Origin of the sequence: Streptomyces sp. CB02959 (assembly GCF_002803155.1) — a bacterium.
Lineage (GTDB): Bacteria > Actinomycetota > Actinomycetes > Streptomycetales > Streptomycetaceae > Streptomyces.
Window position 1 is genome coordinate 58,435 of record NZ_NNBP01000035.1, and the last position, 22,193, is coordinate 80,627.

A 22,193-nucleotide genomic window follows, 5' to 3' on the forward strand; every position below is an offset into this window, starting at 1 on the left:
CGTACGACCCATGCCGCGGTCTTCACCTGCTGAGCACGAGGCGCCCGGCGGTCTGCGACAGGCGCCCGCTCCTTCCTCGGGGGCGGGAATGCGCTCAGCCCGCCTTGGCGAGGGCGGGGACGAAGCGGGCCGCGTCGATCGTGCCGACGCCGGTCGCCATGTCGTAGCCCTTCGCCGCGGTATAGCCGGTGACGCCCGCGAAACTGTTGTTCGTGCCGTCCTTCACGTCCACGATTCCGGTGGACGGGTTCCGCGAGGACTGCGCGGACAGTGCGTACAGCGCCTGGTGGATGTCACCCAGCCGGTGTCCGGCGACCTGGTCGGCCAGGGCCACGATGCCCGCGAAGAGCGGGCTGGCCTCGCTGGTGCCGACGAAGAGGTCCCAGCCGACCCGCTTCGGGTCGTAGCTGGAGTACACCCATGCGCCGCCCTTCATCGCGGCGGACATCGAAACATCGGGGGTGCCGCGGTGGCCGCCGACCACCTGCTCGACCCCGGTCTGGTACGAGGGGCGGGCGAAGACATGGGACGGGCCGCCGCCGCTCGCGCCCTCGTCGTTGAAGACACTGTCCGGCGCGATGCGGTCACCCTTGGCGTCCAGGTGCAGCTGGGTGCCGCCGACCGAGACGGCCAGCGGGTCGGAGGACGGCCAGGCGTTGACCCGGTACGGGTAGTCGCCGTTGCCGTTCGCGTTGGTGTTGGTGGCTCCGCCGTCGCCGGAGGCGGCGAGGACGGTCACCTTGTGCTTGGCCGCGTCCTTGAAGGCGTACCGCAGGTTCTCGATGCTGGAGAAGTCGCCCTTGCGGAAGCCGGGGAAGGTGTTCTCCGTCGCGCCGAAACTCTGGCTGATCACATCGCCCACACCGCGGTCGATGAGCGACTTCTCGGCGTCCATCATCTCTCGCAGGCCGGTGGTGCCGTCCCCGTTCTGGTTGGCCCCGGACTCCACCAGGACGATGTGCGCGTCCGGGGCGACGGCGTGCGCCATCTCCACGTCAAGGGTGGTCTCCCCGGCCCAGCCCATGTGGTCGGGGTTGGTGGAGTCGAAGCGCGGGACGGTACCCCACTTGACGATGTCGACGTGGGTGCTCTTCATGCCGAACCGGGCGCTGTAGACATCCAGATCATGCTGGATGGTCGGCGAGCCGAAGGAATCCACGATCACGATCGTGCGCCCCTTGCCGGTGATTCCCGCCCGGTACAGCGGGTTCAGGTTGTACGCCTGCCGGTACTGGTTCGGGGTGTAACAGGAGACCTGCCACTGCGCCTGGCACTGCGCGGTGGTCAGCAAGCTGTGGGCCGCGTTCTTCGATTGCTCCCCGGCTATTGCCGGCACGGGTTTGGCTCCTTGCACCGCATGCACGGGTGCGGCGACCGCGGAACCGGACAGAACCGGGGCTATTAGTGCGACATTGGCGAGGGTGGCGACCCCGACCGCTGCGGCCGCGATGCGGCGCCGCGCATGAACTCTGCGCATGATTGTTCCCCTTGCAAGGTGAGACCCCCACTCGACAGATGCGGCGATTCCACCCCGAAGCCACGCGCAGAACAACCACTTGCTCCTGTGCGACTTCTCACTGATGTGCCATCCATCACTTTTGTCCGATTCGGCATTGTGTGGCCGTATCGCCCCGGTGTACGGAAGGGCTGCGCAATTCAGTTGCTGTGATCACTCACGGGCGCTCCCGGGCTGCCCGGAGGCGGCCCGGCAACGTCATCGGGCCTCGGCGGAAGCTCAGCACGTACGACAAGCACGAGGCTCACGGCGGCAACGGCCAAGGAATCGCGATGAGTTATGCGCTCGGCGCTGTCTTCGGCCTGCCGAGAGGGACTGATCGCGCGCAACGTCGCGAACCTCGTCGAGCCGCTCCGCACCGACTCCCGGGAGCGGAAGCCGTGGACGCGCGACGCGGCTCGACGGGGCGCAACGCGGCGCCGCTGTGGTGGCGGCAGGTGGACGCGCGAGCCAACGCAGGCAGAGGGGGCGGGAGTTCGGCTACGTCTTCGCGACTCGCGTCGGTCACTCCGTCTAGCCGCGGGACGTCCATCGCTCCTTCACTCGCGTCGCCGCGTGCGCCGGCCTCCGCGTCGTCCCGCATGGACCGGCCGTTGAGGGAGGGGTGCCCCGGGCGTGATGGACCGTCGCCGTTGATGTCGGTTCTGGATGCCAGAAGGGGGCCACCTCCGAAAATTCGGAGGTGGCCCCCTTCTGAACTGGTGCCCCCGGCAGGATTCGAACCTGCGACACCCGCTTTAGGAGAGCGGTGCTCTATCCCCTGAGCTACGGAGGCGGCCGGATCGGGGTGATCCGATCCGGCGATAAGCGTAGCGGATGGTGGGTCGGGGCCGGGTGGGTGTCGGGGTGGAGGCGTGCCGGTGTGGCGGGTCAGCCCAGGTGCCAGCTGAGGGTGCCGTCGGTGGCGGTGAGGGCGGCGAGCAGCAGCAGGTCGGCGGCGCCGAGGGCGAGGCCCAGGAGGGCGCGGCCCCGGCGGGTGGTGCCGCGGGTGAGGGCGAGGGTGCCGAGGACCAGTGCGCAGGGGCCCAGGACGATGTTGAGGACCAGGGTGCCCACGAGGCCGAGGACGAACGAGGCGACTGCCATGCCGTCGGCCTTGGAGGAGCGGGCGGCGGAGGGGCGCTGCGTCGCGGTCGCGGTGGTCGCGGTGGTCGCCGTGGTCGCCGGGGCGGTGGTGAGGGTGGTCATCGGGGGGTCCCCTCGGTGTGGTGGCGGCGTTCGCGCACGGTGAAGACGACGAGCCAGGCGGTGATGACCGCGGCGGCGATGAGGGTGACCGGGACGGGGAGGTGCGCCGCGGTGCCCAGCGCGATCCCCATCAAGAGGAGGGCTGCGACGAGGAAGAGCATGGTCTGCCTTTCCGGGGCCGGCTCCGGTGGGGGGAGGCCCGGTGCGGGGTTCCGCGGGGGAGCCGGCCGAATGGGGTTGAGAGGACAGTTGTTCACTGACTTCTTCAGTGTACGACCGGAGGGGAGTGGATTGGTTCGGAGAACGGTTGTTTACTGGATGACATGAGTCACAGTGTGGGTGGAGTCCGTCAGGCGCAGAAGCAGAAGACCCGTCAGGCGCTGCTGGACGCGGCGCTCGGGCTGCTGGAGGAGCAGAGCCTGAGCAGCCTGGGGCTGCGTGAGGTGACGCGGGTGGTGGGCATCGCCCCGACCGCGTTCTACCGGCACTTCCGGGATCTGGGCGAGCTGGGCGTCGCGCTCGTCGAGGAGGCGCTGGGCAGCCTGCACGTGATGGTGCGCGCGATCCTCGCCGAACAGGATGCGGCGGAGGAGCGGATAGACCGGACGGTCGCGGTCGTCGAGCGGCACGTACGCGAACACCCCGCGCACGTACGGTTCGTGGCCCGGGAGCGGCGCGGTGGGGTGCGGGCCGTGCGGCACGCCATCGCGGGGCAGCTGGACCGGTTCGCGGAGGAGGTCGCCGAGGCGCTCAAGACCCAGCCGGTGTCGGAGGGCTGGCGGGACGAGGACGTGCGGATGCTGGCCGAGTTGTACGTCGACCGGCTGGTGACGACCGCCGCGGAGTTGCTCGACGCCCGGGAGGAAGAGGGCGAGGGGGCGGCCGAACGGGTGGTGTGGCGGGCTCGGCGGCAGTTGCGGTTGATCAGCATCGGGCGGCGGCACTGGCGGGCGGAGGGTGGGGTTTCCGGGGAGTGAGGGGAGTGGGGGGAGCAGGGGGAGCGGGGGGGAATGCGGGGCGTCAAGGGGTTCGGGGGTGGGCGGGGGTGGTGCGGACGCGGTAGGTGCCGTCGGTGTTCTCGGTGAGGACGGTGACGGTGACGCCGCTCGTGTGGTCGGTGTAGGTCTCGCCGGGGCGGAAGGTGGCGTCCGTCAGGTCGGCTTCGACGTAGTGGGCGTCGGCGTAGCAGCCGCGGCTGTGCGGGGTGGCGTCGACGACCCGGATGGGGGCGCGGCCGGAGGGGACGTCGGTGGCCACGTGGTAGACGAGGACGCCGGGGCGGCAGACGATCGGGTCCAGGAGGCCGCTGGCGCGGGCCTCGACGACGAAGGCGGTGTGCGGACCCGTCGGGATGACGACGATCTTGGTGCCGCCGGGCGTGGAGATCGGGGTGAGGACGTGCTCGGTGGGCATCCCGCCGGCCGGTGTGCAGTGCACCTGGCCGGGGGCGAGCCAGCCCATCTTCCACTTGTGCCAGCCGAGGAAGTCGTTGGTCGGTCCCCAGTCCTCGTCCATCGGGTCCCAGTGGCCCACCGGGGTCGAACCGCTGCGATCGTCCGTGTAGTAGAGGTCGGGCAGGCCGAAGGAGTGCGCGTTCTCGTGGTTGAGGACCCGGTAGGCGCTCAGGCCGGTCTGCCGGCTCCAGATGAACGAGACGTTCTGGAACGGTGCCCCGCGGCCGCTCTTCAGGCCGAGGTCGGCGCCGCTGAAGGTGACCGACAGGACCGTGTGGGTGGCGGGCGGCCCCGCGTTCGGGGACGTGATGACGTTGACGATGTCGTAGTCGCGGAGGTTCACGAGCGGGTCGACGGCGTGCAGGAGCTCCCGGGAGAGGGCGTGGTAGCCGCCGTCCGAGGACGGGTCGAAGCTCGCGCCGCGGTCGATGCCGTACGCCGCCAGGGGGTGTGACATGCGGATCCAGCGGAAGAGCGGCTTGGGGACGTAGGAGAGCCGTCCGTACGAGCTGGTGCGGAAGTAGTCGGTCACGGCCGGGAAGAACTCGGCGAAGCGCGCCATGGGGGAGAGCGCGGCGGGGGCGTCCGGGAAGTCCACGAAGAGGGTGAGGGCCCGCACGGTGCCGGCGGCGCGGGCGAAGCCGGCGGGGGTGGGGGCGGATTCCGCGACGTCGTCGCTGAGGCCGGGGAGGGCGCACGGGCCGCTGGGGGGCGCGCCGGGAGGGACGCCGGCGGGGGCTCTGGGGGGTCGTGGAGCGGGCTTGATGCCGGGAGGCGGTGGTACGGGGGCCTTGGGCGGTGTGGGTGGCGCGGGCGGCTGGGGTGGCTGGGGTGGCTGGGGCGGTGTGGGCGGCTGGGGTGGCTTGGGGGGTGTCGCGTGCGGGGCGGGGGTGGGGGGTGGTGGTGCGGCGGTGGCCTCGGGGGGCGCGGTCAGGGCGAAGGCGGCGGTCGCGCAGGTGGCGGCTGCGGCCAGGGCGACACAGATCTTGTGCGTCAGGGCACGCATGGGGCTGCCTCGGTCTTGCCGGTGCCGGTGCCGGTGCCGGCGCTGGTGCGGCGCTTGCCGGTTGTTCTGGTGTGAGGGCCGGTGACCGTGGGGTGCGGGCCGCGGCGTGGCCGGGCCTTCCGGGTCATTGGGCGGCTGCCTTCTGCCTCATGGTGTTCAGCCTGCGGCGGGGGATGGTCGCTCGCGCGTGGGGGTGCGTCAAATGGAGGGGTGGTGTGGTGCGGAGGGATGGCGGCCGGGCCCGTGTCCCACGTCACACCGCGGAGGGGAAATATCCGGGGAGCCGGTCCCCGTTTAGCTGGTGTTGGGCGAAGCGGGGAGTGGTTCCCCGGTTCTGCGAGTGTGGTGAGTGCGGAGGGAGTGTGCCGACGTGACCGGAGTGGAGCAGGTGAAGATCGTGCAGCCGCGACTGCGGGCCGATGCGGTACGCAACCGGGAGCGGATCATCGCGGCCGCACGCGAGACGATGGTCGAATTCGGCGCCGAGGTGCCGTTCGACGAAATCGCTCGACGCGCGGGTGTCGGCAATGCGACGCTCTACCGTCACTTCACGGATCGCCGGGAGTTGATCCACCACGTCACGCTTTCCGTCATGTCCCGTCTCGCGGACCGTGCGGAGCGCGCCCTCGCCGAGGAGTCAGATGCCTTCGAAGCGCTGAGGCGTTTCGTCCACGACGCGGTGGAGGAGCAGATCGGGGCGCTGTGCCCCTTGCTCTCCGACGGTGTCGACCCGGCCCATCCCGATCTGCTCGCGGCGCGCGAGCGCCTGGACGCGGCCATCGCGGCCGCCATGGGTGCCGCACGCGACAGCGGCCAGCTGCGTCCCGACGTCGCCGTCGGTGACCTGATGGTCGCGCTCACCCAGCTCACGCGCCCGCTGCCGGGCAGTGGCTGTATCGACTTCGACAAGTTCGTGCACCGGCATCTGCAGCTGTTCCTGGACGGTCTGCGGGCCCCCGGCCGGTCCGAACTTCCCGGTTCCGCCGTCACGTTGGAGGACCTGAGGCACCGCTGCTCGTGAGCCGCGGCGGCGCGTGAGGGGCGGGGCGGGGGCGTCCGGCCCGGCGCGCCTCGCGTCCCCGGTGTTCTCCTTCGCGGCGTTCTCCTCGGTGCGCCCCTTGTGGGTGCCTGCTTTCTGATTCCCGTCCGTATCCGTCCCGCGTTCCTTCTCTGCTCCGCTCTTCTGCTCCGTCCCGCGCCTCTTCTCCTTTCCGCTCTTCTTCTCCGTTCCGCTCTTCTTCTCCGTCCCGGTCTTCTTCTCCGTTCCCTTACGCACCACTAGGTGGACCTCGCCATGCCTGAAACCGCCCCGTCCGTCGATTCACAGCGCTGGAAAGCGCTGATATTCATCGCCCTCGCGCAATTGATGGTCGTCCTCGACTCGACGATCGTGAACATCGCGCTACCCTCCGCCCAGACCGACCTGGGGATCAGCGACGCCAACCGGCAGTGGGTCATCACGGCCTATGCGCTGGCCTTCGGCGGACTGCTGCTCTTCGGTGGGCGGATCGCCGACCTGTGGGGCCGGCGCCGGACCTTCATCATCGGCCTGATCGGCTTCGCGGCGGCCTCCGCGGTCGGTGGCGCGGCGGTCAACGAGGGGATGCTGCTGGGCGCGCGGGCGCTCCAGGGCGTCTTCGGCGCGCTGCTCGCGCCCTCCGCGCTGTCACTGCTGGCGGTGACCTTCACCGAGGCCCGGGAGCGCGCCAAGGCGTTCGGCATCTTCGGTGCGATCGCCGGTGGCGGTGGCGCGGTCGGGCTGATCCTCGGCGGTGTGCTGACCGAGTACATGAACTGGCGCTGGACGTTCTTCGTCAACATCCCGTTCGCCGTGATCGCCGCGACCGGTGCGGTGCTGGTCATCCGCGAGCCCGCGGAGGGCCGCAACTCCTCCCGGCTGGACGTGCCCGGCGTGATCCTGGCGACGCTCGGCCTGGTCTCGCTGGTCTACGGGTTCACCCGGGCCGAGTCCGACGGCTGGCTGGCCGGCCCGACGCTGGGCCTGTTCGCCGCGGCGGCCGTGCTGCTGCTGACGTTCGTGCTGGTCGAGTCCAAGGTGGCGGCGCCGCTGCTGCCGCTGCGGGTGGTCGCCGACCGGAACCGCGCGGGTGTCTACGCGTCGCTGGGCCTGGCCGTGATCGGGATGTTCGGTCTCTTCCTGTTCCTGACCTACTACCTGCAGATCGTGAAGGGGTACACGCCGGTGACGACCGGTCTGGCCTTCCTTCCGATGGTCGCGGGCATGATCACCGGCTCGACGCAGATCGGCGCCCGGCTGATGACCCGGGTGCGGCCGCGGCTGCTGATGGCGCCCGGCTTCACGGTCGCCGCGCTCGGCATGCTCGTGCTGACCCAGATCGACCTGACCACGTCCTACCCGGCGCTGATCCTGCCCGGCTTCGTGCTGATGGGCCTGGGGATGGGTACGGCGTTCATGCCGGCCATGTCGCTGGCCACGCACGGGGTCCAGCCGCGGGACGCCGGCGTCGCCTCCGCGATGGTCAACACCTCGCAGCAGGTCGGCGGCGCGATCGGTACCGCCCTGCTGAACACCATCGCGGCCAGCGCCACCACCGCGTACGCCACCTCGCACGCGGCCGGCGCGCGCTCGGCGGACCTGCTCAAGCTCCAGTCGATGGTGCACGGCTACACCTCCGCCATCTGGTGGGCGGTGGGCATCCTGGCCCTGGCGGCGGTGATCGCGTTCACCTTCATCAACACCGGGCGGCCGGGCGGCGGTTCGTCGGCGGCCTCGTCGGACGGCGGCGCGGGCGCTGGTGCCGGTGCCGAGGAGGCGGCGCAGGTGCCGGTGCTGGTGCACTGAGGCCGTAGTAGTGGGCGGTGGCAAGGGGGCGCGGCGGCCGGTGCGGCCGCCGCGCCCCCTTGCCCTTTCCTGACGCGAAACCACCCGAAGGCGTGGCGCTGCGTCGGCCTCCCTTCGTTCCGCTGAAGCGTCAGCGGAGCCAGGGGAGGTCGGCGCCCTGCGGTTGGAGGCCGTCGGCGATCACGCAGCAGATCTCGTCGAGTTGGCCGATCTGCTCCGGGGTGAGGCGGTCGAAGATCGCGGCCCGGACCGCGTTGACGTGTCCGGGCGCGGCCTTCTCCAGTATCCGCAGCCCCTCGTCCGTGAGGTAGGCGTTCTGGCCCCGCTTGTCGGACGGGCAGTTCTCGCGCCGGACCCAGCCGTTCTTCTCCAGGCGGGCGACGGCGTGGGAGAGGCGGGATCGGGTGATCTTGGCGTTCTGGGCCAGCTCGGTCATCCGCATCCGGCGCCGCGGCGCGCGGGAGAGTTGGACGAGCAGGCCGTAGTAGACGTGCGGCATCCCGGCGTCACGCTGAAGCTGGCGGTCGAGGTGGTCCTCCAGGAGCGTGGTGGCGTGGAGGTATGCCTGCCAGGCGTGCTGCTCCTCGTCGTCGAGCCAGCGCGGCTCGGTCGCGGGTTCGTTGCTCATGCCATCCACTCTCTCACCGCCCGGAGATTTATTGAACATTTAACAATACTGGTCCGGCTGAGAATGGCCCTTCCGGTCGGGAGCGGTCGGGGCGGCCCGGTGTCGACGGGCGTTCGATGTGCGGGAGATCCGGATGCGGGGAATCCGGGTCTGACATGGGCGTGGACCGCGCGGGGTGGCGGGCATCGTCGCGCGGCATCGGCTTAACGCCAGTGTGACGCCGTTACACCGTTATGTCGTTAATGTCGACGCCATTTCTCGGCCAGGTCGGGCTTCGGTCGGGCGTGCTGTCGTTGTGGCGATGCCCCGGCGAGTGCCTGGTGGGTGCCCGGCCGGGCACCCACGGCTGCGTCCCCGGAGAGGGCCTCCCGGCCGCCCGTTGGAGCTCGGGGTGTCCTTCCGGCGTTGATCAGTCCTCGCCCGGCGTGATCAGGTCCAGGGAGCGGAGTGCGGCCAGCAGCGCGCGGTCGTCGCCGTCCGCGGTCCGGGACGCGACGTCGAGAGCGGTGTCGGTCAGTTTGATCGCGTGCGCGTCGCCGTGCGCGGCGGCCCGCTCGAAGACCTCCTCCGGGGTGAGCGGCCCGGCCTTGAGGGCCGGCAGCGGCTCGTCGGGGCTGTAGACGGAGGTGAGCGCGGCGCTCGCCGTCCAGGCCGCCCCGAGCGAGGCCGCCCACAGCTCGCGGGGGAGTGCCGGGAGGGTGCGCAGGACGGCGTTGGGCGCGGTGGCCGCGTGGACCAGCATGACCGCGTTGCCGTGGCCGTAGTCGAGGTAGCGGTGGGTGGCGGCCCGCACCAGCGCGGCCAGCTGGTCGCGGGCGTCGTCGGGGCTCTGCGGCGCGTGCAGCGACTCGGCGGCGGTCAGCCAGCCCGCGGTGCCGGGGAGCTGGGCCAGTCCGTCGACGGCCGACGCCCGCTGGTCGGCGACGTGCGGGAGGGCGGCCAGCGCGTCGTCGGGGGCGGTGGCGCCGCTGGGGCGCACGGACACCGGCAGGGTGGTGTGGCGGGCCGCCCAGTAGCCGATGGCGTGCGCCAACTCGGCGATCCGCGGCTCCTCTTCGCCCTGTTCCAGAAGGGTGCGTACGGCGTGGCCGACGCGGATCACCGGGTGGGTGGCGGCGCCCGCGATACCGGGCAGCAGCCGGGGCCACCACTCGGCGAGCACCTCGCGCCAGGGGCGTTCGGCGACCTGGCGGGTCAGGTACGCGGTCCAGTCGGTGACCCGGCGCGGATCGCCCAGCGCCTCCTGCCAGTTGGCGTCGGTGATCGCGGTCCGTGTGCTCGGTACGTCCTCCAGGCGGGTGGCGTAGACGTCGAGCCAGCGGTGGACGGTGCGTGCCTGGCCGTGCCGGATCAGGGCCTCCACGGCCATCGGGCCGTGGTTGCTGAGGTACCCGTTGAACTCGGGGCCGGTGGTGTGGAGGCGCTCCAGGGCTTCGTCGAGTGTGCCGCTCGTCGTATCCATGGCCCGAGGCTAGGACCGCTCTCCGGAGCCGGGTAACGGGCCGCGGACGGATCCTCAACGGGCCTGCGGGACTACGGCGTTGGTCTTACGGCGGCAGGCGTAGGGCGCGGCGCCACAAGCGGTGGGCGGTGGGCGGCGGGGCCGCTGTCGCGGGGCCGGGTGCCGGGCGTTGTCAGTGGCGGGTGGCACGCTGAAGTCAGGCGGTGCGGTGGGGCGTTGGGTGCGGAGGGAGGCGTGCGGAAGCGGTCGGAAGTAGTCGGAAGTGGGCGGGGGCGTGGGCGTTGGTGCGGGATCGAGGGGTGCGGGCGAGGACGGGATCGGAAATCCGGACGGGGGGTGTCGGGTATGGGCGGGAGCCTGGACGGCATGACGAGAGCGAACGGGCGACGGGTCGGGGACGGATCGGCGAGCGGGGGTGACGCGGTCGGCTGGGCGACCGTGGAGGCGGAGGTGCCGGAGTTCGCCGCGGCGGTGCGGGAGCGGTTCGGGCTGTACCGGCACCATGTCCTGGCCACGCTGCGCAAGGACGGTGCGCCGCGGTTGACCGGACTGGAGGCGGACTTCCGTCACGGCGAGCTGTGGCTGGGCATGATGGCGGGCTCGCGCAAGGTGCTGGACCTGCGGCGGGACCCCCGCTTCGGGTTGCACGTCAACCCCGGCCCGGGGGCGGACCTGGCCGGGGGCGACATACGGGTCTCCGGGCGGGCGGTCGAGGTGACCGAGCCGGGGCTGAAGGCGCGTTACGCGGCGGAGGCGAAGCCGCCGGAGCCGTTCCACCTCTTCCGGGCGCTGCTGACGGAGGTGGTGCGGACGTCCGTCGAGGCGCCGTTCATGAAGCTGGAGATCTGGCGGCCGGGCCGACCGCTGCGCACGATACGGCGGACATCGGAGGACCCGGAAGTCCTGGACGCGTGAGCCGGGAGCCGTGAGCGGTGAGCGGTGAGCCGGGGGTGGTTTGCGGTTTGCGGCGGGCGGTCTGCGGTGGGCGTGCGGATCAGCCGACGTTGCGGGCGCGCCGGCCCGCCGATGTCGAGGGTGTCGTCGTCGTTGAGGACGAAGCCGACCGGGCGTACCTGCGGCCCGCCGTTCGGGCCCGTGGTCGCCAGACGGGCCAGTGGCTGGTCGGCGAGGTAGGCGCGCTCCTTCGGGGTGAAGACCGGGCCGGTGGACGGGACCGGTGGCGGGGCCGGCGACGGCGACGCGTCGGCGGGCTCCGGCGCGTGCGCGGGGGACTGGGAGGGCTTCTGGGTGGGTGCCATGGGGAGGACGCTAGAACCTCAAGTGCGGCTGAGGTCAAGCCGATTGGCGTCTCCTGGCGCGCCCGCCGCTCGCGACACTCCCCTCGCTCCCCCGGGGCCCCCGCCGCTCCCGTTGCCCCTGGTGCGCTCGGTGCGCGTGGCCGCCGTGCTCAGTGTGCGGCGTGGAGGTGGTGTCCGGCCTCGTGCGGCTTGCGGGGGCGGTGCAGGCCGTGCGGTTCGCGCTCGCGGTGGGTGCGGAAGACGTAGAGCGAGGCGATGAACATCAAGATGCCCATGACCAGACCCCACACCGTCGACTTCAGCACCGACGGCGCGCTGCCGCCGAGGGAGTAGAGCCAGCCCATCGACGCCCCGAAGAGCGCGCCGTACGCCAGCGCGCGGGTCTCGGTGATCATGGTCGATTGGAAGTGCACCAGCGTCACGCCCAGGATCCCGGTGACCACGGCCGCGATCAGTCCGAGGAGGGCGGCCTGGCCGCCCTTGGCCCCGCCCGCGTGGTGCATCCAGATCGTGTAGCAGCCGAAGCAGAGCGCCGCGATCACCGGGAGCGCCACGGAGAGCGGGATGCGGCGCACCATGTCGGCCGCCGAGCGCTCCGCGGGACCGGAGGCCGACGCGCCGTGTTCCGGTTCGACGGTGCCGTGTGAGCGGGCGGCCCGGTCTTCGGGCGGACCGCCCCGGCGGGCGGGCCGGTCGCCGTGCGCGTGCTGGTCCATGACGGGCTCCTCTCGTTCGCCCCTCTTCCAGTCCAGGCGACACCCGGGCGCCGGCACCGGCAACCGGAGCGGCCGGCGGCGCCGGGCGGCTACCGCAGGTCCTTCTGGTACCAGGCGACGTCCCAGTAGCGACCGAACTTCCGGCCCACCTCGGTGAACGTGCCGAGGGGGCGGAAGCCGAAGCGGGCGTGCAGGCGGACGGACGCCTCGTTGGGCTGGGTGATCCCGGCGTAGGCGCGGTGCACGTCCTCGTCGGCCAGCGCCGCGAAGAGCGCCCGGTACAGGAGCGTGCCGACGCCCCGGCCGGCGGCTTCCGGCGCGCAGTACACGGTCGTTTCCACGGAGGTCGCGTACGCGCCCTTGGGGCGGAAGGCGCTGCTGGTGGCGTAGCCGAGGAGGGAGCCGTCCCCCTCTCCTGCGGACTGCGCAACCAGAAGGCGGTGCGGGCCGTCTTTGGGGTGGGAGAGCAACCACGGGCGACGTTGTGCGGGGCTGAAGGGCTCCGTGTCGAATGTGATGGCCGTCTCACGGATGTAGTGATTGTAAAGATCCGTAAGGGCTGTGAGGTCCGTCTCGGCGCCCGCTCTGACCTGCACTTCCCCGCGTTCAGTCGACATCTGTCCTCCCTCGTGACGGCGCAGGGTACTGCATGATCAGAAAAATCGGGGCGCGGCTTGGGAATTCTGTCCGGATTCCAGCCGTTGTTTCCTTCGGACGGGTCAGCCGGTTCGGTCCCCTTGGAGGTCCACAGACCGACGACCCGCCCCACTGTCCCGCGACCGACTCAGCGCAAAGGGAGCACCCGCATGGCAACCCGTGCCGTCGCCCGTCGTCAGGCCAGCACCACCGGCTCTGGCCAGGCCAACAGCGTTCGCGCAGCAGGCGGAGACATCGCCGACCGCGACCTGGTCGGCATGTACCTCGACGAGATCGCGCGCACGCCGCTGCTCGACGCGGCCAAGGAGGTGGAGCTGTCGCAGACCATCGAGGCGGGCGTGTACGCCCAGCAGATCCTGGATGGCGAGATCACCGACGGCAACGCCGTAGGCGCCGACCGTGAAGAGCTCGAAGCGCTGGCCGCCGCAGGCGAACGGGCCAAGGACGTCTTCATCCGGTCCAACCTGCGCCTGGTCGTCGCCGTGGCCCGCCGCTACCCGCGCTCCGGCCTCCCGCTGCTCGACCTGATCCAGGAGGGCAACGCCGGCCTGGTGCGCGCCGTCGAGAAGTTCGACTACGCCAAGGGCTTCAAGTTCTCGACCTACGCGACGTGGTGGATCCGCCAGGCCATCACCCGCTCCATCGCCGACCAGTCCCGCACCATCCGGCTCCCCGTCCACCTCGTCGAGGAGCTCGGCCGGATCCGCCGGGTGCAGCGCGAGTTCAACCGCGAGAACGGTCGCGACCCGGAGCCGGAGGAGGTCGCCGGCGAGCTGGGTTCCACGGCCTCCCGGGTCACCGACGTCCTGGACTGGGCCCGCGACCCGGTCAGCCTGAACATGTCGGTCGACGACGACGGCGACACCCAGTTCGGCGACCTGCTGGAGGACACCTCCGCGGCCTCGCCCGAGCAGTCGGTGCTCACGCTGCTGCGCAGCGAGGAGCTGGAGGACCTGATCGACCGCCTCGACCAGCGCACCGCGTCGATCATCAGGTCCCGCTACGGCATCGAGGACGGCCGCGAGCGGACGCTGACCGAGGTCGGCAAGCAGCACGGTCTGACCCGTGAGCGGATCCGCCAGATCGAGAAGCACGCGCTGCTGGAGCTGAAGCGGATGGCGCGGGATACCGGGTTCGACGCGGCGGCCTGAGCCGCGTCCCCTCCCCGGTGGCGGCCCGTGCCGGGTGCGCCCATGAGGCGGGCGCCCGTCCCGGTGCGGGGCGGACGGCGCGGGGATGCGTGGCGTGTGTGCGGCGATGTCGCAGGCGTGCGGTGATATCGGCGAGCGTGCCGTGGTGCCGAGCGTGCCGTGATGCGAGCGTCCAGCCGATCCTGAAGCGATGCCGATCATGCCGTGGTGTCGAGCGTGAAGCGATGCGGTTCGCGCGGTGATGTCGATCGTGCAGTGAACCTGAACCCATGTGGGGCGAGCCCCGGTGCCGTAGTGGCGTCGGGGCTCCTTTGTGTCTGCTTTGTGTCTGCGGGCGGTTCCGCCGGGGAGGGGAGGGGGGCGCGTCGCGCTGACGGGTGTGGGCGCCATGCCCGTTTGGGTCCGACTGGATGCCCGTATCTGTTTACTTGGTGGAACACCGGGCGTAGCATCCCGGTGAAACCACAGGTTCGGGCATGGAACGGACACAGACACAGATGTACGCACCCGAGCGCCAGCAAGAAATCCTGCGGCTCGCCCGTGAGAGCGGGCGGGTCGATGTGCTCTCCCTCGCCGAGGAGTTCCAGGTCACCGCCGAGACCGTCCGGCGCGATCTGAAGGCGCTGGACCGTGCCGGTCTGGTCCGCAGGGTGCACGGCGGCGCCATCCCGGCCGGCCGGCTGGACTTCGAGCCCGACCTCGCCGAGCGGGACGCGGTCGCCGCCGACGAGAAGCAGCGCATCGCGCGGGCCGCGCTCGCCGAACTGCCCGGCGGCGAGGGGCCCGGCAGTGTGATCCTCGACGCCGGCACCACCGCCGCCCGGCTCGCCGCCGAGATCCCGCTGGAGGCCGAGCTGACCGTGGTCACCCACGGCCTGCCGGTCGCCGCGCGGTTGGCCGACCACCCCGGCCTCACCCTCCACCTCGTGGGCGGCCGGATCCGGCACCGTACGCGGGCCGCGGTCGACGACTGGGCGCTGCGCGCCTACCGGGAGATCAACGCCGACGTGCTCTTCCTGGCGACCAACGGCTTCTCCCTGGAAGGCGGGTTGACCACCCCCGACCTCGCCGAGGCCGCGGTCAAGCGGGCGTTGATCGCCGCCGCCCGCCGAGTGGTGCTGCTCGCCGACTCCGCCAAGTTCGGGCAGCAGCACTTCGCCCGCTTCGGCGACCTCTCGGACGTCGACCTGCTGATCACCGACACCGGGCTGAGCCCCGAGGACGCCCTCGCCATCGAACGCGCCGGCACGGAAGTGATCCGCGCATGACGCCGCCCACCGCGACCCCCGTCCCCCTGGGCGCCGCCAACAGCCCCGTCCCCACGGGCGCCACCGCGACCCTCATCCCCCTGGGCGCCACCGGGCTCACCGCGACCGGCCCGGCCGCCGGGGCCCGCCCGCGGACCCGCCGAGGCGCCCGCACCCCCCTCACCGCCGGACCGGTACACCCATGATCATCCTCACCGTCACCCCCAACCCCAGCCTGGACCGCACCTACGAGATCCCGGTGCTGGAGCGCGGCGCCGTCCTACGGGCCACCGCCGACCGGGTCGACCCCGGCGGCAAGGGCGTCAACGTCTCCCGGGCGGTCGCCGCCGCCGGCCACCGCACCCTCGCCGTCCTGCCGTTGGGCGGCCCCGCGGGCGCGGCGCTGGCCGGGCTGCTGCGGGACGAGGGCATCGACGTGGCGGGCGTCCCGGTCGCCGGGCAGACCCGTTCCAACATCGCCGTCGCCGAACCCGACGGCACCCTCACGAAGATCAACGCGGCCGGTCCCGAACTGACCGCCGACGAGTCCGAGGCGCTGCTGGCCGCGGTCGGTGAGCGCTCCGCCGGCGCCGACTGGATCGCCTGCTGCGGCAGCCTGCCGCGCGGCCTGGCACCCGAGTGGTACGCCGAGCTGGTCGCCCGGGCGCACCGCGCCGGCGCCCGGATCGCCCTGGACACCTCGGGCCCGTCACTGGCCGCGGCACTCCGCGAACGCCCCGACGTCGTCAAACCGAACGCCGAGGAACTGGCCCAGGCCGTCGGCCGCCCCCTGGTGACCGTCGGCGACGCGGTCGAGGCCGCCGAGGAACTGCGCTCCTGGGGCGCCCGGGCCGTCCTGGCGTCGCTGGGCGCGGACGGGCAGCTCCTGGTGGACGCGGACGGCGCCCGCTTCGGCAGTGCCCCGGTCGCCACCGTACGCAGCAACGTCGGCGCCGGGGATGCCTCGCTCGCCGGTTTCCTCGCCGCGGGCGGCACCGGCGCCGCGGCGCTGGCGGCGGCGGTGGCGCACGGCGCGGCGGCCGTACAACTGCCCGGCAGCCTGATGCCGACGCCCGCGGACCTGGCCCCGGAGCGGGTCGCGGTGACCGCCGGGGTGCCGCTCGGCCGGGCGTTGACGGAGCCGGTACCCGATCCCCCCGCACCCCGTCCCCACCGCCCGCACGGCGGTACCGCGCGCAAGGGAGCCCGCGATGAGTGAGCTGATCACCGCGGATCTGGTCGACCTCGACCTGTCCGCCGCAACGAAGGACGCCGCCGCCCGGGCGCTGGCGGAGCGGATGGCCGCCGCCGGGCGGGTCACCGACCTGGAGGGCTTCCTGGCGGACGTGGCCGCCCGCGAGGCCCAGATGCCGACCGGCCTGGACGGCGGCATCGGCATCCCGCACTGCCGCAGCGCGCACGTCACGGAGCCGACGCTGGCCTTCGGGCGCAGCGCGGCCGGCATCGACTTCGGCGCCGCGGACGGCCCGGCCGACCTGATCTTCCTGATCGCGGCCCCTACGGGCGGCGACGCGGACCATCTGTCGATCCTGTCGTCGCTCGCGCGCCAGTTGATGGACGAGACGTTCACCGGCGCGCTGCGGTCGGAGACCGCGCCGGCGCGGGCGGCGGCGCTCATCCGGGGCGAGGAACCGGAACCGGAGACTCCGCGCCCTGCGGACGCCCCTGAGCCCGAGTCCGCGCCCGAGCCCGAAGCCGCAGCCCCCACCCCCGAGCCCACCGCCCCCGAGTCCGCGACGCCCGCCCCCTTCCGCATCGTCGCCGTCACCTCCTGCCCCACCGGCATCGCGCACACCTACATGGCCGCCGAGTCCCTGGAGAAGGCCGCGCGGGCGGCCGGTGTCGAACTCACCGTGGAGACCCAGGGATCGGCCGGCTTCCAACGGCTCGACCCGCAGCTGGTCGCGGCGGCCGACGGCGTGATCTTCGCCCATGACGTCGAGGTGCGGGACCGGGAGCGGTTCGCCGGCAAGCCGCTCGTCGACGTCGGGGTGAAGGCCGGCGTCAACCGCCCCGCCGAACTCATCGCCGAGGTGCGGGAGAAGGCCGCCCGGGGCGGAACCGCCGCCGCACCGGCACCCGCCACCGCCCCCATGGACAGGGGCGCCGAGACCACCGACGGCTATGCCACCCGGCTCCGCACCTGGTTGATGACCGGGGTGAGCCACATGGTGCCGTTCGTCGCCGCGGGCGGTCTGCTGATCGCCCTGGCCTTCGCGATCGGCGGCTACACGGTCGACAAGGCGCCGTCGGTCGCCGACCACTTCCTGTGGACCGAGTCGGCCAGCTGGGCGGCGCTGCTCTTCCAGATCGGCAGCACCGCCTTCGGCTTCCTTGTCCCGGTCCTGGCCGGCTTCATCGCGTACGGGATGGCGGACCGGCCCGGCCTGGTGCCCGGCTTCGTCGGCGGGGCCGTCGCGCTCACCGTCAACGCCGGCTTCCTGGGCGGGCTGATCGCCGGTCTGCTGGCGGGCGCGGTGGTGCGGGCGATCCAGCGGATCGACGTGCCGCCGGTGCTGCGGGGCATCATGCCGGTGGTGGTCATCCCGCTGGTCTCCTCGGCGGTGGTCGGCTTCCTGATGTTCCTGGTGGTCGGCAAGCCGATCGCCGCGCTCCAGAAGGCCCTCACCGGCTGGCTGTCCGGCCTCTCCGGCGCCAACGCCGTGATACTCGGCGTGCTCCTGGGCCTGATGATGTGCTTCGACCTGGGCGGACCGCTCAACAAGGTCGCCTACGCCTTCGCCGTCGGCGGCCTGGCCAACCCCAATCCGGGCAGTCTGAAGGTGATGGCCGCGGTGATGGCGGCCGGAATGGTCCCGCCGCTGGCGATGGCGCTCGCCACGACCGTACGGGGCCGCCTCTTCACCCGGGCCGAACGGGAGAACGGCAAGGCCGCCTGGGTGCTGGGCGCGTCCTTCATCACCGAGGGCGCCATCCCGTTCGCCGCCGCCGACCCGCTGCGGGTCATTCCCTCCGCGATGGCCGGCGGCGCGGTCACCGGCGGCCTGTCGATGGCCTTCGGCTGCACCCTCCGCGCCCCGCACGGCGGCGTCTTCGTCGTCCCGCTGATCGGACAGCCGCTGCTCTACCTCCTGGCCATCGCCGCCGGCACCGCGGTCGGCGCCGCCCTGGTCGTCCTCCTCAAGCGCTTCCGGACGCCGGCGGCGGAGGCACCGGGCACGGGCGGACCGGCGGCCGACGCCGCGCACCCCCAGGTGAGCACGCACCGCGAGGTAACCACGCACTAAAGAGTGGGTACTTGTCCGGAACTGCGCTCCCGCCAAGACTGATCGACAAGAGATCGGTGTGAATGAGGCGGGAGCGCAGTTCCGTTATGGCAGTGGAGAATTCAGCAGAGAACGCGGCAGAGAACACGGCAGAAAATTCGGTGGCGGATTCGGTGGCGCACACGGTCCGGGAAACGACGCGGCCGAGTGTCGCGGTACTGGGTCTGGGCGATATGGGAACGGCACTGGCGACGGCCCTCCTGGCGGCCGGTTCTCCGGTGACCGTGTGGAACCGTACGGCGCACAAAGCCGACGGGCTGGTGGAAAAGGGCGCCCGGCGCGCGGAATCCCCGGCCGGGGCGATCGCGGCGGGCGAGGTCGTGATCGTCTGCATCCTGGACTACGCCGACGTGGCGCCGCTGCTGGCGGCCGACGGCGCCGGTGCGGCGCTGAAGGGCCGGGTCGTGGTCAATGTGACCAATGGTTCGCCGGCCGAGGCGCGGGCGCTGGCGGACCGGGTTTCCGACCTCGGCGCGGATTATCTCGACGGCGGCATCATGGCCGTTCCGGACATCATCGGAACGCCGTCGGCCTTTGTGCTCTACAGCGGCGCGAAGGACGCTTTCGAGGCTTCCCGCGGGGCGCTGGACACCTTTGCGAGGAGCGTTTATCTGGGCACGGATCCGGGGCTGGCGCCGCTCAACGACCTCGCTCTGCTGGGCGGAATGTACGGCATGTTCGGCGGTTTTCTGCACGCGGCCGCGCTATTGCGTTCGGCGGACGGGGACGTCACCGCATTCACCCGGGATCTGCTGGTGCCGTGGCTGCGGGCGATGGCCGAGAACCAATTGCCGGAAATGGCGGCGCAGGTGGACTCCGGGGACTACGGCGCCACCGGCTCCAACCTCGCCATGCAGGTCTCGCACGACGCGATCGGCGACGTCAGCCGGGCGCAGGGCGTCAGCACGGAACTGTTCGGCCCGCTGTGGGAGCTGATGAAGCGCCGGGTGGCGGACGGCCACGGCCAGGAGAGCTTCGCGGGAGTGGTGGAACTGCTGCACGCCCGGGAGCGGCGGGCGTAGTCCCGCCCGGTGCACGACGAGGCGGTGACCGCCCTCCTGGGAGGAGCGGTCACCGCCTCGTGCGGATGGTTCAGCGGGTGCGGCCGGGCGTCAGGAGGCGCTGCCCGCGGTCCACTCCGACCAGGACATGTTCCAGCCGTTGAGGCCGTTGTCGGGCTTGACGGTCTTGTCCGGGGAGTTCTTCACGATCACCACGTCGCCGATCAGCGAGTTGCTGTAGAACCACTTGGCCGGGGTGTCGCCACCGCCGCCCTTGTTGTCCTCCAGGCCGACGCAGCCGTGGCTGGTGCCGGTGCGGCCGAAGATCGACGAGTTGCCCCAGTAGTTGCCGTGTATGAAGGTGCCGGACGACGACAGGCGCATGGCGTGCGGCACGTCCTTGATGTCGTACTCGCCGCCGAAGCCGACCGTCGAACCGTCCATCCGGGTCTGCTCGAACTTCTCCGAGATCACCATCTGGCCGTTGTAGGTCGGGTGGTCGGGGCTGCCGCCGGAGATCGGGATGGACTTGAGGACCTTGCCGTCCTGCTTGACGGTCATGGTCTGGGTGTTCATGTCGACCGTGGAGACCTGCGAGCGCCCGATGGTGAAGTTCACCGTCTTGGACTGCACGCCGGTGATGCCCGGACCGCCCTTCACGCCGTCCAGGTCGATCTTCATGGTGATCTTGGAGCCGGCCTTCCAGTAGTCCTGCGGCCGGAAGTCCAGGCGCTGGTTGCCGAACCAGTGGCCGACGACCTGCTGGCCGCTGCTGGAGGTCACCGTGATGTGGGACCGGACGTCCTTCTGGTTGGCGATCGGCTTGTCGAAGTTGAAGGACACCGGCATGCCGACGCCGACGGTCTTGCCGTTGTCGGGCGTGAACGAGCCGATGAAGCTGTTGGCCGACGAGACCGTGGAGAAGGTCGCATTCTCGGTCGCCGGGCGGCCCTTGGCGTCCTTGGCGTTCGCCACGAGCTTGTACTTGGTGCCGCGGTCCAGCTGCGCGCCGGGCTTCCACGAGGAGCCGTCCGACGATATGGCGCCGGAGACGTCCTTGCCGGTGTCGACGGCGGTGAGCTTCACGTCCGTCAACTTGCCGCCGGTGACCTTCACCCCGGTGTCGTTGATGCTGGCGTCGGTGGCGCCGTCCTTCGACGTGACCTGGATCTTGGCGTCGGAGGCGTCCTTGGCGGCCGCGGCGTCCGCGCCGGCCTGGCCGTTCTTGCCGTCGCCTTGGCCGCCCGCCTCGGCGTCGCCCCCGCACGCGGTCAGGGACAGTGCGCCCGCGGCGAGCAGGGCGGTGACCGCCAGCGTGCGCCGCATCCGGCGGGTGCGGCGGGGTGCGGCGGAATCCCGCGCCTCGGTCTGAAGCGGCTGGTGGGCGGTGCGGGACTGGGCGGGCGCGGGGTTGTCCGGCGATGTCACGAGCTGCTCCATACAGGGGTGTTGTGATTCCGTGCTGGTAAACAGCACCTACGGGCGGATTTGGTTGCGGGTGGGACCATGTTGTGACGAAGGTCACATTCGCGGCGGCAGGGGTCGGTCGCCCGGCCCCGACAGCCAGGTTCGCAGTGCCGTGCCGTCTTCGTCCAGGCGGGGCGGCGCGACGGGTTGGGCCACCGGCGTGCCCGACAGCCGCAACGGGCTGGTGACTTGGGGGATCCGCCCCGCGCCGACCTGGGCGATCGGGTCCAGACCGAGCCGCGCCGCCAACTCCAGCGCCTCGGAGAGGCTGTTGACCGGCCCGCACGGCACCGACGCCGCCGTCAGCCGCTCGGTCCAGTCCCGCGGCGTGTCGGCGGCCAGCCGGCTTTCCAGTATTTTGATGAGATCTGTACGGTTTTGCACCCGGTCCTGGTTCCGCCGGAACCGCGCGTCCTCCGCCAGCTCCGGCACCCCCAGCGCCCCCGCCAGTGCCCGGAACTGACGGTCGTTCCCCACCGCCACGGCCAGCAGCCCGCCCCGGCACGCCAACGTCTCGTACGGGGCGATGCTCGGATGGCGATTGCCCATCGGCTCCGGATCCCGCCCGGTGGCCAGGTAGCCGGACGCCTGGTTCACCAGCGACCCCAGGAGCGACGAGAGCAGATTGACCTCCACCAGCTGCCCCGCGCCGGTCCGGTCGCGGTGCCGCAGCGCCGCGAGGATGCCCGTCGCGGCGTCCTTCGCGGTCAGCACGTCCACCAGCGCCACCCCCGCCTTCAGCGGCGCCCCGCCGGGCTCGCCGGTGATGCTCATCAGTCCGCCCACCGCCTGGACCACGAAGTCGTACCCGGGCAGCGCCGCCCCCGCGCCGGAGCCGAAGCCGGTGATGGTGCAGTGCACCAGCCCCGGGTTGGCCGCCAGGGTGGCCGCCGGGTCCAGGCCGTACTTGGCGAGCGACCCGGGGCGGAAGTTCTCGATCAGGACGTCCGCCCGCCGGGCCAATTCCCGGGCCGCGGCCGCTTCCTCCGGATCGCCCAGGTCCAGCGCCAGGCCGCGCTTGGAGCGGTTCGCGGCGTCGAAGTACGCCGCGGTGCCCCCGGCGGCGAACGGCGGCCCCCAGGAGCGGGTGTCGTCGCCGGTGCCCGGCCGCTCGACCTTGATGACCTCGGCCCCCAGGTCGGCGAGCGTGGCGGCGGCGAGCGGGCCGGCCAGCACCCGGCTGAAGTCGGCCACGAGGACGCCGTCGAGGGCGCGGGGGGCGGTCCGGTGGTGCTGTCGGGGCACGGGTGCACTCCTCACGTCGCGGACGGGGTGCCGCCATCGTTCGCGACCGCCCGCGGTGGAGGGA

The 22,193-nt window shown here is 71.9% G+C and carries 20 protein-coding genes, 1 tRNA gene and 1 pseudogene; 10 read left to right on the forward strand and 12 right to left on the reverse strand.

Annotated features, from left to right (window positions below; genetic code table 11):
• Positions 1-94 precede the first annotated feature (94 nt).
• The 4 genes from CG747_RS39400 to CG747_RS48495 all read right to left on the reverse strand — a co-directional run bounded on the left by CG747_RS39400 (position 95) and on the right by CG747_RS48495 (position 2,865).
• Positions 95-1,477: a S8 family serine peptidase gene (locus CG747_RS39400; protein ID WP_257981030.1), complete on the reverse strand. Its 1,383-nt coding sequence runs from the start codon at positions 1,475-1,477 to the stop codon at positions 95-97.
• Positions 1,478-2,215: 738 nt separating this feature from the next.
• Positions 2,216-2,291: transfer RNA gene (locus CG747_RS39405), tRNA-Arg, on the reverse strand.
• Positions 2,292-2,386: 95 nt separating this feature from the next.
• Complete coding sequence (locus CG747_RS39410; protein ID WP_100606693.1) at positions 2,387-2,704, reverse strand: hypothetical protein; 318 nt, start codon at positions 2,702-2,704, stop codon at positions 2,387-2,389.
• The gene (locus tag CG747_RS48495) at positions 2,701-2,865 is read right to left on the reverse strand and encodes a hypothetical protein (protein ID WP_180985909.1); all 165 of its coding nucleotides are present in this window, start codon (positions 2,863-2,865) and stop codon (positions 2,701-2,703) included. Before CG747_RS48495 ends, CG747_RS39410 begins: the two co-directional genes overlap by 4 nt.
• A 162-nt stretch (positions 2,866-3,027) precedes the next feature.
• On the opposite strand from CG747_RS48495, the gene CG747_RS39415 reads away from it, so the two are divergent.
• Positions 3,028-3,681, forward strand: coding sequence for a TetR family transcriptional regulator (locus CG747_RS39415; protein ID WP_100606694.1), 654 nt, complete (start codon positions 3,028-3,030; stop codon positions 3,679-3,681).
• A 43-nt stretch (positions 3,682-3,724) separates the two neighbouring features.
• Here CG747_RS39415 and CG747_RS39420 read toward each other — a convergent pair whose 3' ends face one another.
• Positions 3,725-5,164, reverse strand: a complete 1,440-nt coding sequence (locus CG747_RS39420) for a M6 family metalloprotease domain-containing protein (RefSeq protein ID WP_100606695.1) — start codon at positions 5,162-5,164, stop codon at positions 3,725-3,727.
• A gap of 388 nt (positions 5,165-5,552) precedes the next feature.
• On the opposite strand from CG747_RS39420, the gene CG747_RS39425 reads away from it, so the two are divergent.
• Together CG747_RS39425 and CG747_RS39430 are read left to right on the forward strand one after the other, a co-directional pair.
• The gene (locus CG747_RS39425; protein WP_374701877.1) at positions 5,553-6,185 is read left to right on the forward strand and encodes a TetR/AcrR family transcriptional regulator; all 633 of its coding nucleotides are present in this window, start codon (positions 5,553-5,555) and stop codon (positions 6,183-6,185) included.
• 273 nt (positions 6,186-6,458) lie between these two features.
• Positions 6,459-7,988, forward strand: coding sequence for an MFS transporter (locus CG747_RS39430; RefSeq protein WP_100606697.1), 1,530 nt, complete (start codon positions 6,459-6,461; stop codon positions 7,986-7,988).
• A 130-nt stretch (positions 7,989-8,118) separates the two neighbouring features.
• On the opposite strand, the gene CG747_RS39435 is transcribed toward CG747_RS39430, so the two are convergent.
• Entirely contained in the window at positions 8,119-8,616 is a 498-nt protein-coding gene (locus CG747_RS39435) for a MarR family winged helix-turn-helix transcriptional regulator (RefSeq protein ID WP_100606698.1), read from the reverse strand.
• Between the two features lie 409 nt (positions 8,617-9,025).
• The gene (locus tag CG747_RS39440; protein ID WP_100606699.1) at positions 9,026-10,078 is read right to left on the reverse strand and encodes a questin oxidase family protein; all 1,053 of its coding nucleotides are present in this window, start codon (positions 10,076-10,078) and stop codon (positions 9,026-9,028) included.
• Between the two features lie 366 nt (positions 10,079-10,444).
• On the opposite strand from CG747_RS39440, the gene CG747_RS39445 reads away from it, so the two are divergent.
• Positions 10,445-10,993, forward strand: a complete 549-nt coding sequence (locus CG747_RS39445) for a pyridoxamine 5'-phosphate oxidase family protein (protein ID WP_100606726.1) — start codon at positions 10,445-10,447, stop codon at positions 10,991-10,993.
• Positions 10,994-11,097: 104 nt separating this feature from the next.
• Here CG747_RS39445 and CG747_RS50205 read toward each other — a convergent pair.
• The 3 genes and pseudogenes from CG747_RS50205 to CG747_RS39465 all read right to left on the reverse strand — a co-directional run.
• Positions 11,098-11,337 (reverse strand): annotated as a pseudogene (locus CG747_RS50205) (pyridoxamine 5'-phosphate oxidase family protein); the annotation flags it as partial.
• Between the two features lie 149 nt (positions 11,338-11,486).
• Positions 11,487-12,053: a hypothetical protein gene (locus CG747_RS39460; RefSeq protein WP_100606700.1), complete on the reverse strand. Its 567-nt coding sequence runs from the start codon at positions 12,051-12,053 to the stop codon at positions 11,487-11,489.
• Positions 12,054-12,142: 89 nt separating this feature from the next.
• Positions 12,143-12,670: a GNAT family N-acetyltransferase gene (locus CG747_RS39465; protein ID WP_100606701.1), complete on the reverse strand. Its 528-nt coding sequence runs from the start codon at positions 12,668-12,670 to the stop codon at positions 12,143-12,145.
• Between the two features lie 189 nt (positions 12,671-12,859).
• Between CG747_RS39465 and CG747_RS39470 the strand changes: the two genes are divergently transcribed.
• From CG747_RS39470 to CG747_RS39495, 6 genes are all read left to right on the forward strand, one after another.
• On the forward strand, positions 12,860-13,861 hold the full coding sequence (locus CG747_RS39470) for an RNA polymerase sigma factor RpoD/SigA (protein ID WP_100606702.1): 1,002 nt from the start codon (positions 12,860-12,862) through the stop codon (positions 13,859-13,861).
• A 497-nt stretch (positions 13,862-14,358) separates the two neighbouring features.
• Positions 14,359-15,129, forward strand: a complete 771-nt coding sequence (locus CG747_RS39475; protein ID WP_100606703.1) for a DeoR/GlpR family DNA-binding transcription regulator — start codon at positions 14,359-14,361, stop codon at positions 15,127-15,129.
• Positions 15,126-15,314 (forward strand): hypothetical protein, encoded by a 189-nt coding sequence (locus tag CG747_RS39480; protein WP_100606704.1) that lies wholly within the window; start codon positions 15,126-15,128, stop codon positions 15,312-15,314. The genes CG747_RS39475 and CG747_RS39480 overlap by 4 nt, the downstream gene beginning before the upstream one ends.
• Positions 15,314-16,327 (forward strand): 1-phosphofructokinase, encoded by a 1,014-nt coding sequence (pfkB, locus tag CG747_RS39485; RefSeq protein WP_257981038.1) that lies wholly within the window; start codon positions 15,314-15,316, stop codon positions 16,325-16,327. The genes CG747_RS39480 and pfkB overlap by 1 nt, the downstream gene beginning before the upstream one ends.
• Positions 16,320-18,377 (forward strand): fructose-specific PTS transporter subunit EIIC, encoded by a 2,058-nt coding sequence (locus CG747_RS39490; protein ID WP_100606706.1) that lies wholly within the window; start codon positions 16,320-16,322, stop codon positions 18,375-18,377. Before pfkB ends, CG747_RS39490 begins: the two co-directional genes overlap by 8 nt.
• Positions 18,378-18,463: 86 nt before the next feature.
• Positions 18,464-19,438: an NAD(P)-dependent oxidoreductase gene (locus CG747_RS39495; RefSeq protein ID WP_100606707.1), complete on the forward strand. Its 975-nt coding sequence runs from the start codon at positions 18,464-18,466 to the stop codon at positions 19,436-19,438.
• A 90-nt stretch (positions 19,439-19,528) separates the two neighbouring features.
• Here CG747_RS39495 and CG747_RS39500 read toward each other — a convergent pair whose 3' ends face one another.
• Together CG747_RS39500 and CG747_RS39505 are read right to left on the reverse strand one after the other, a co-directional pair.
• On the reverse strand, positions 19,529-20,857 hold the full coding sequence (locus CG747_RS39500; protein WP_100606708.1) for an Ig-like domain-containing protein: 1,329 nt from the start codon (positions 20,855-20,857) through the stop codon (positions 19,529-19,531).
• 81 nt (positions 20,858-20,938) lie between these two features.
• Positions 20,939-22,129, reverse strand: coding sequence for a CaiB/BaiF CoA-transferase family protein (locus CG747_RS39505; RefSeq protein WP_100606709.1), 1,191 nt, complete (start codon positions 22,127-22,129; stop codon positions 20,939-20,941).
• Positions 22,130-22,193: the final 64 nt, after the last annotated feature.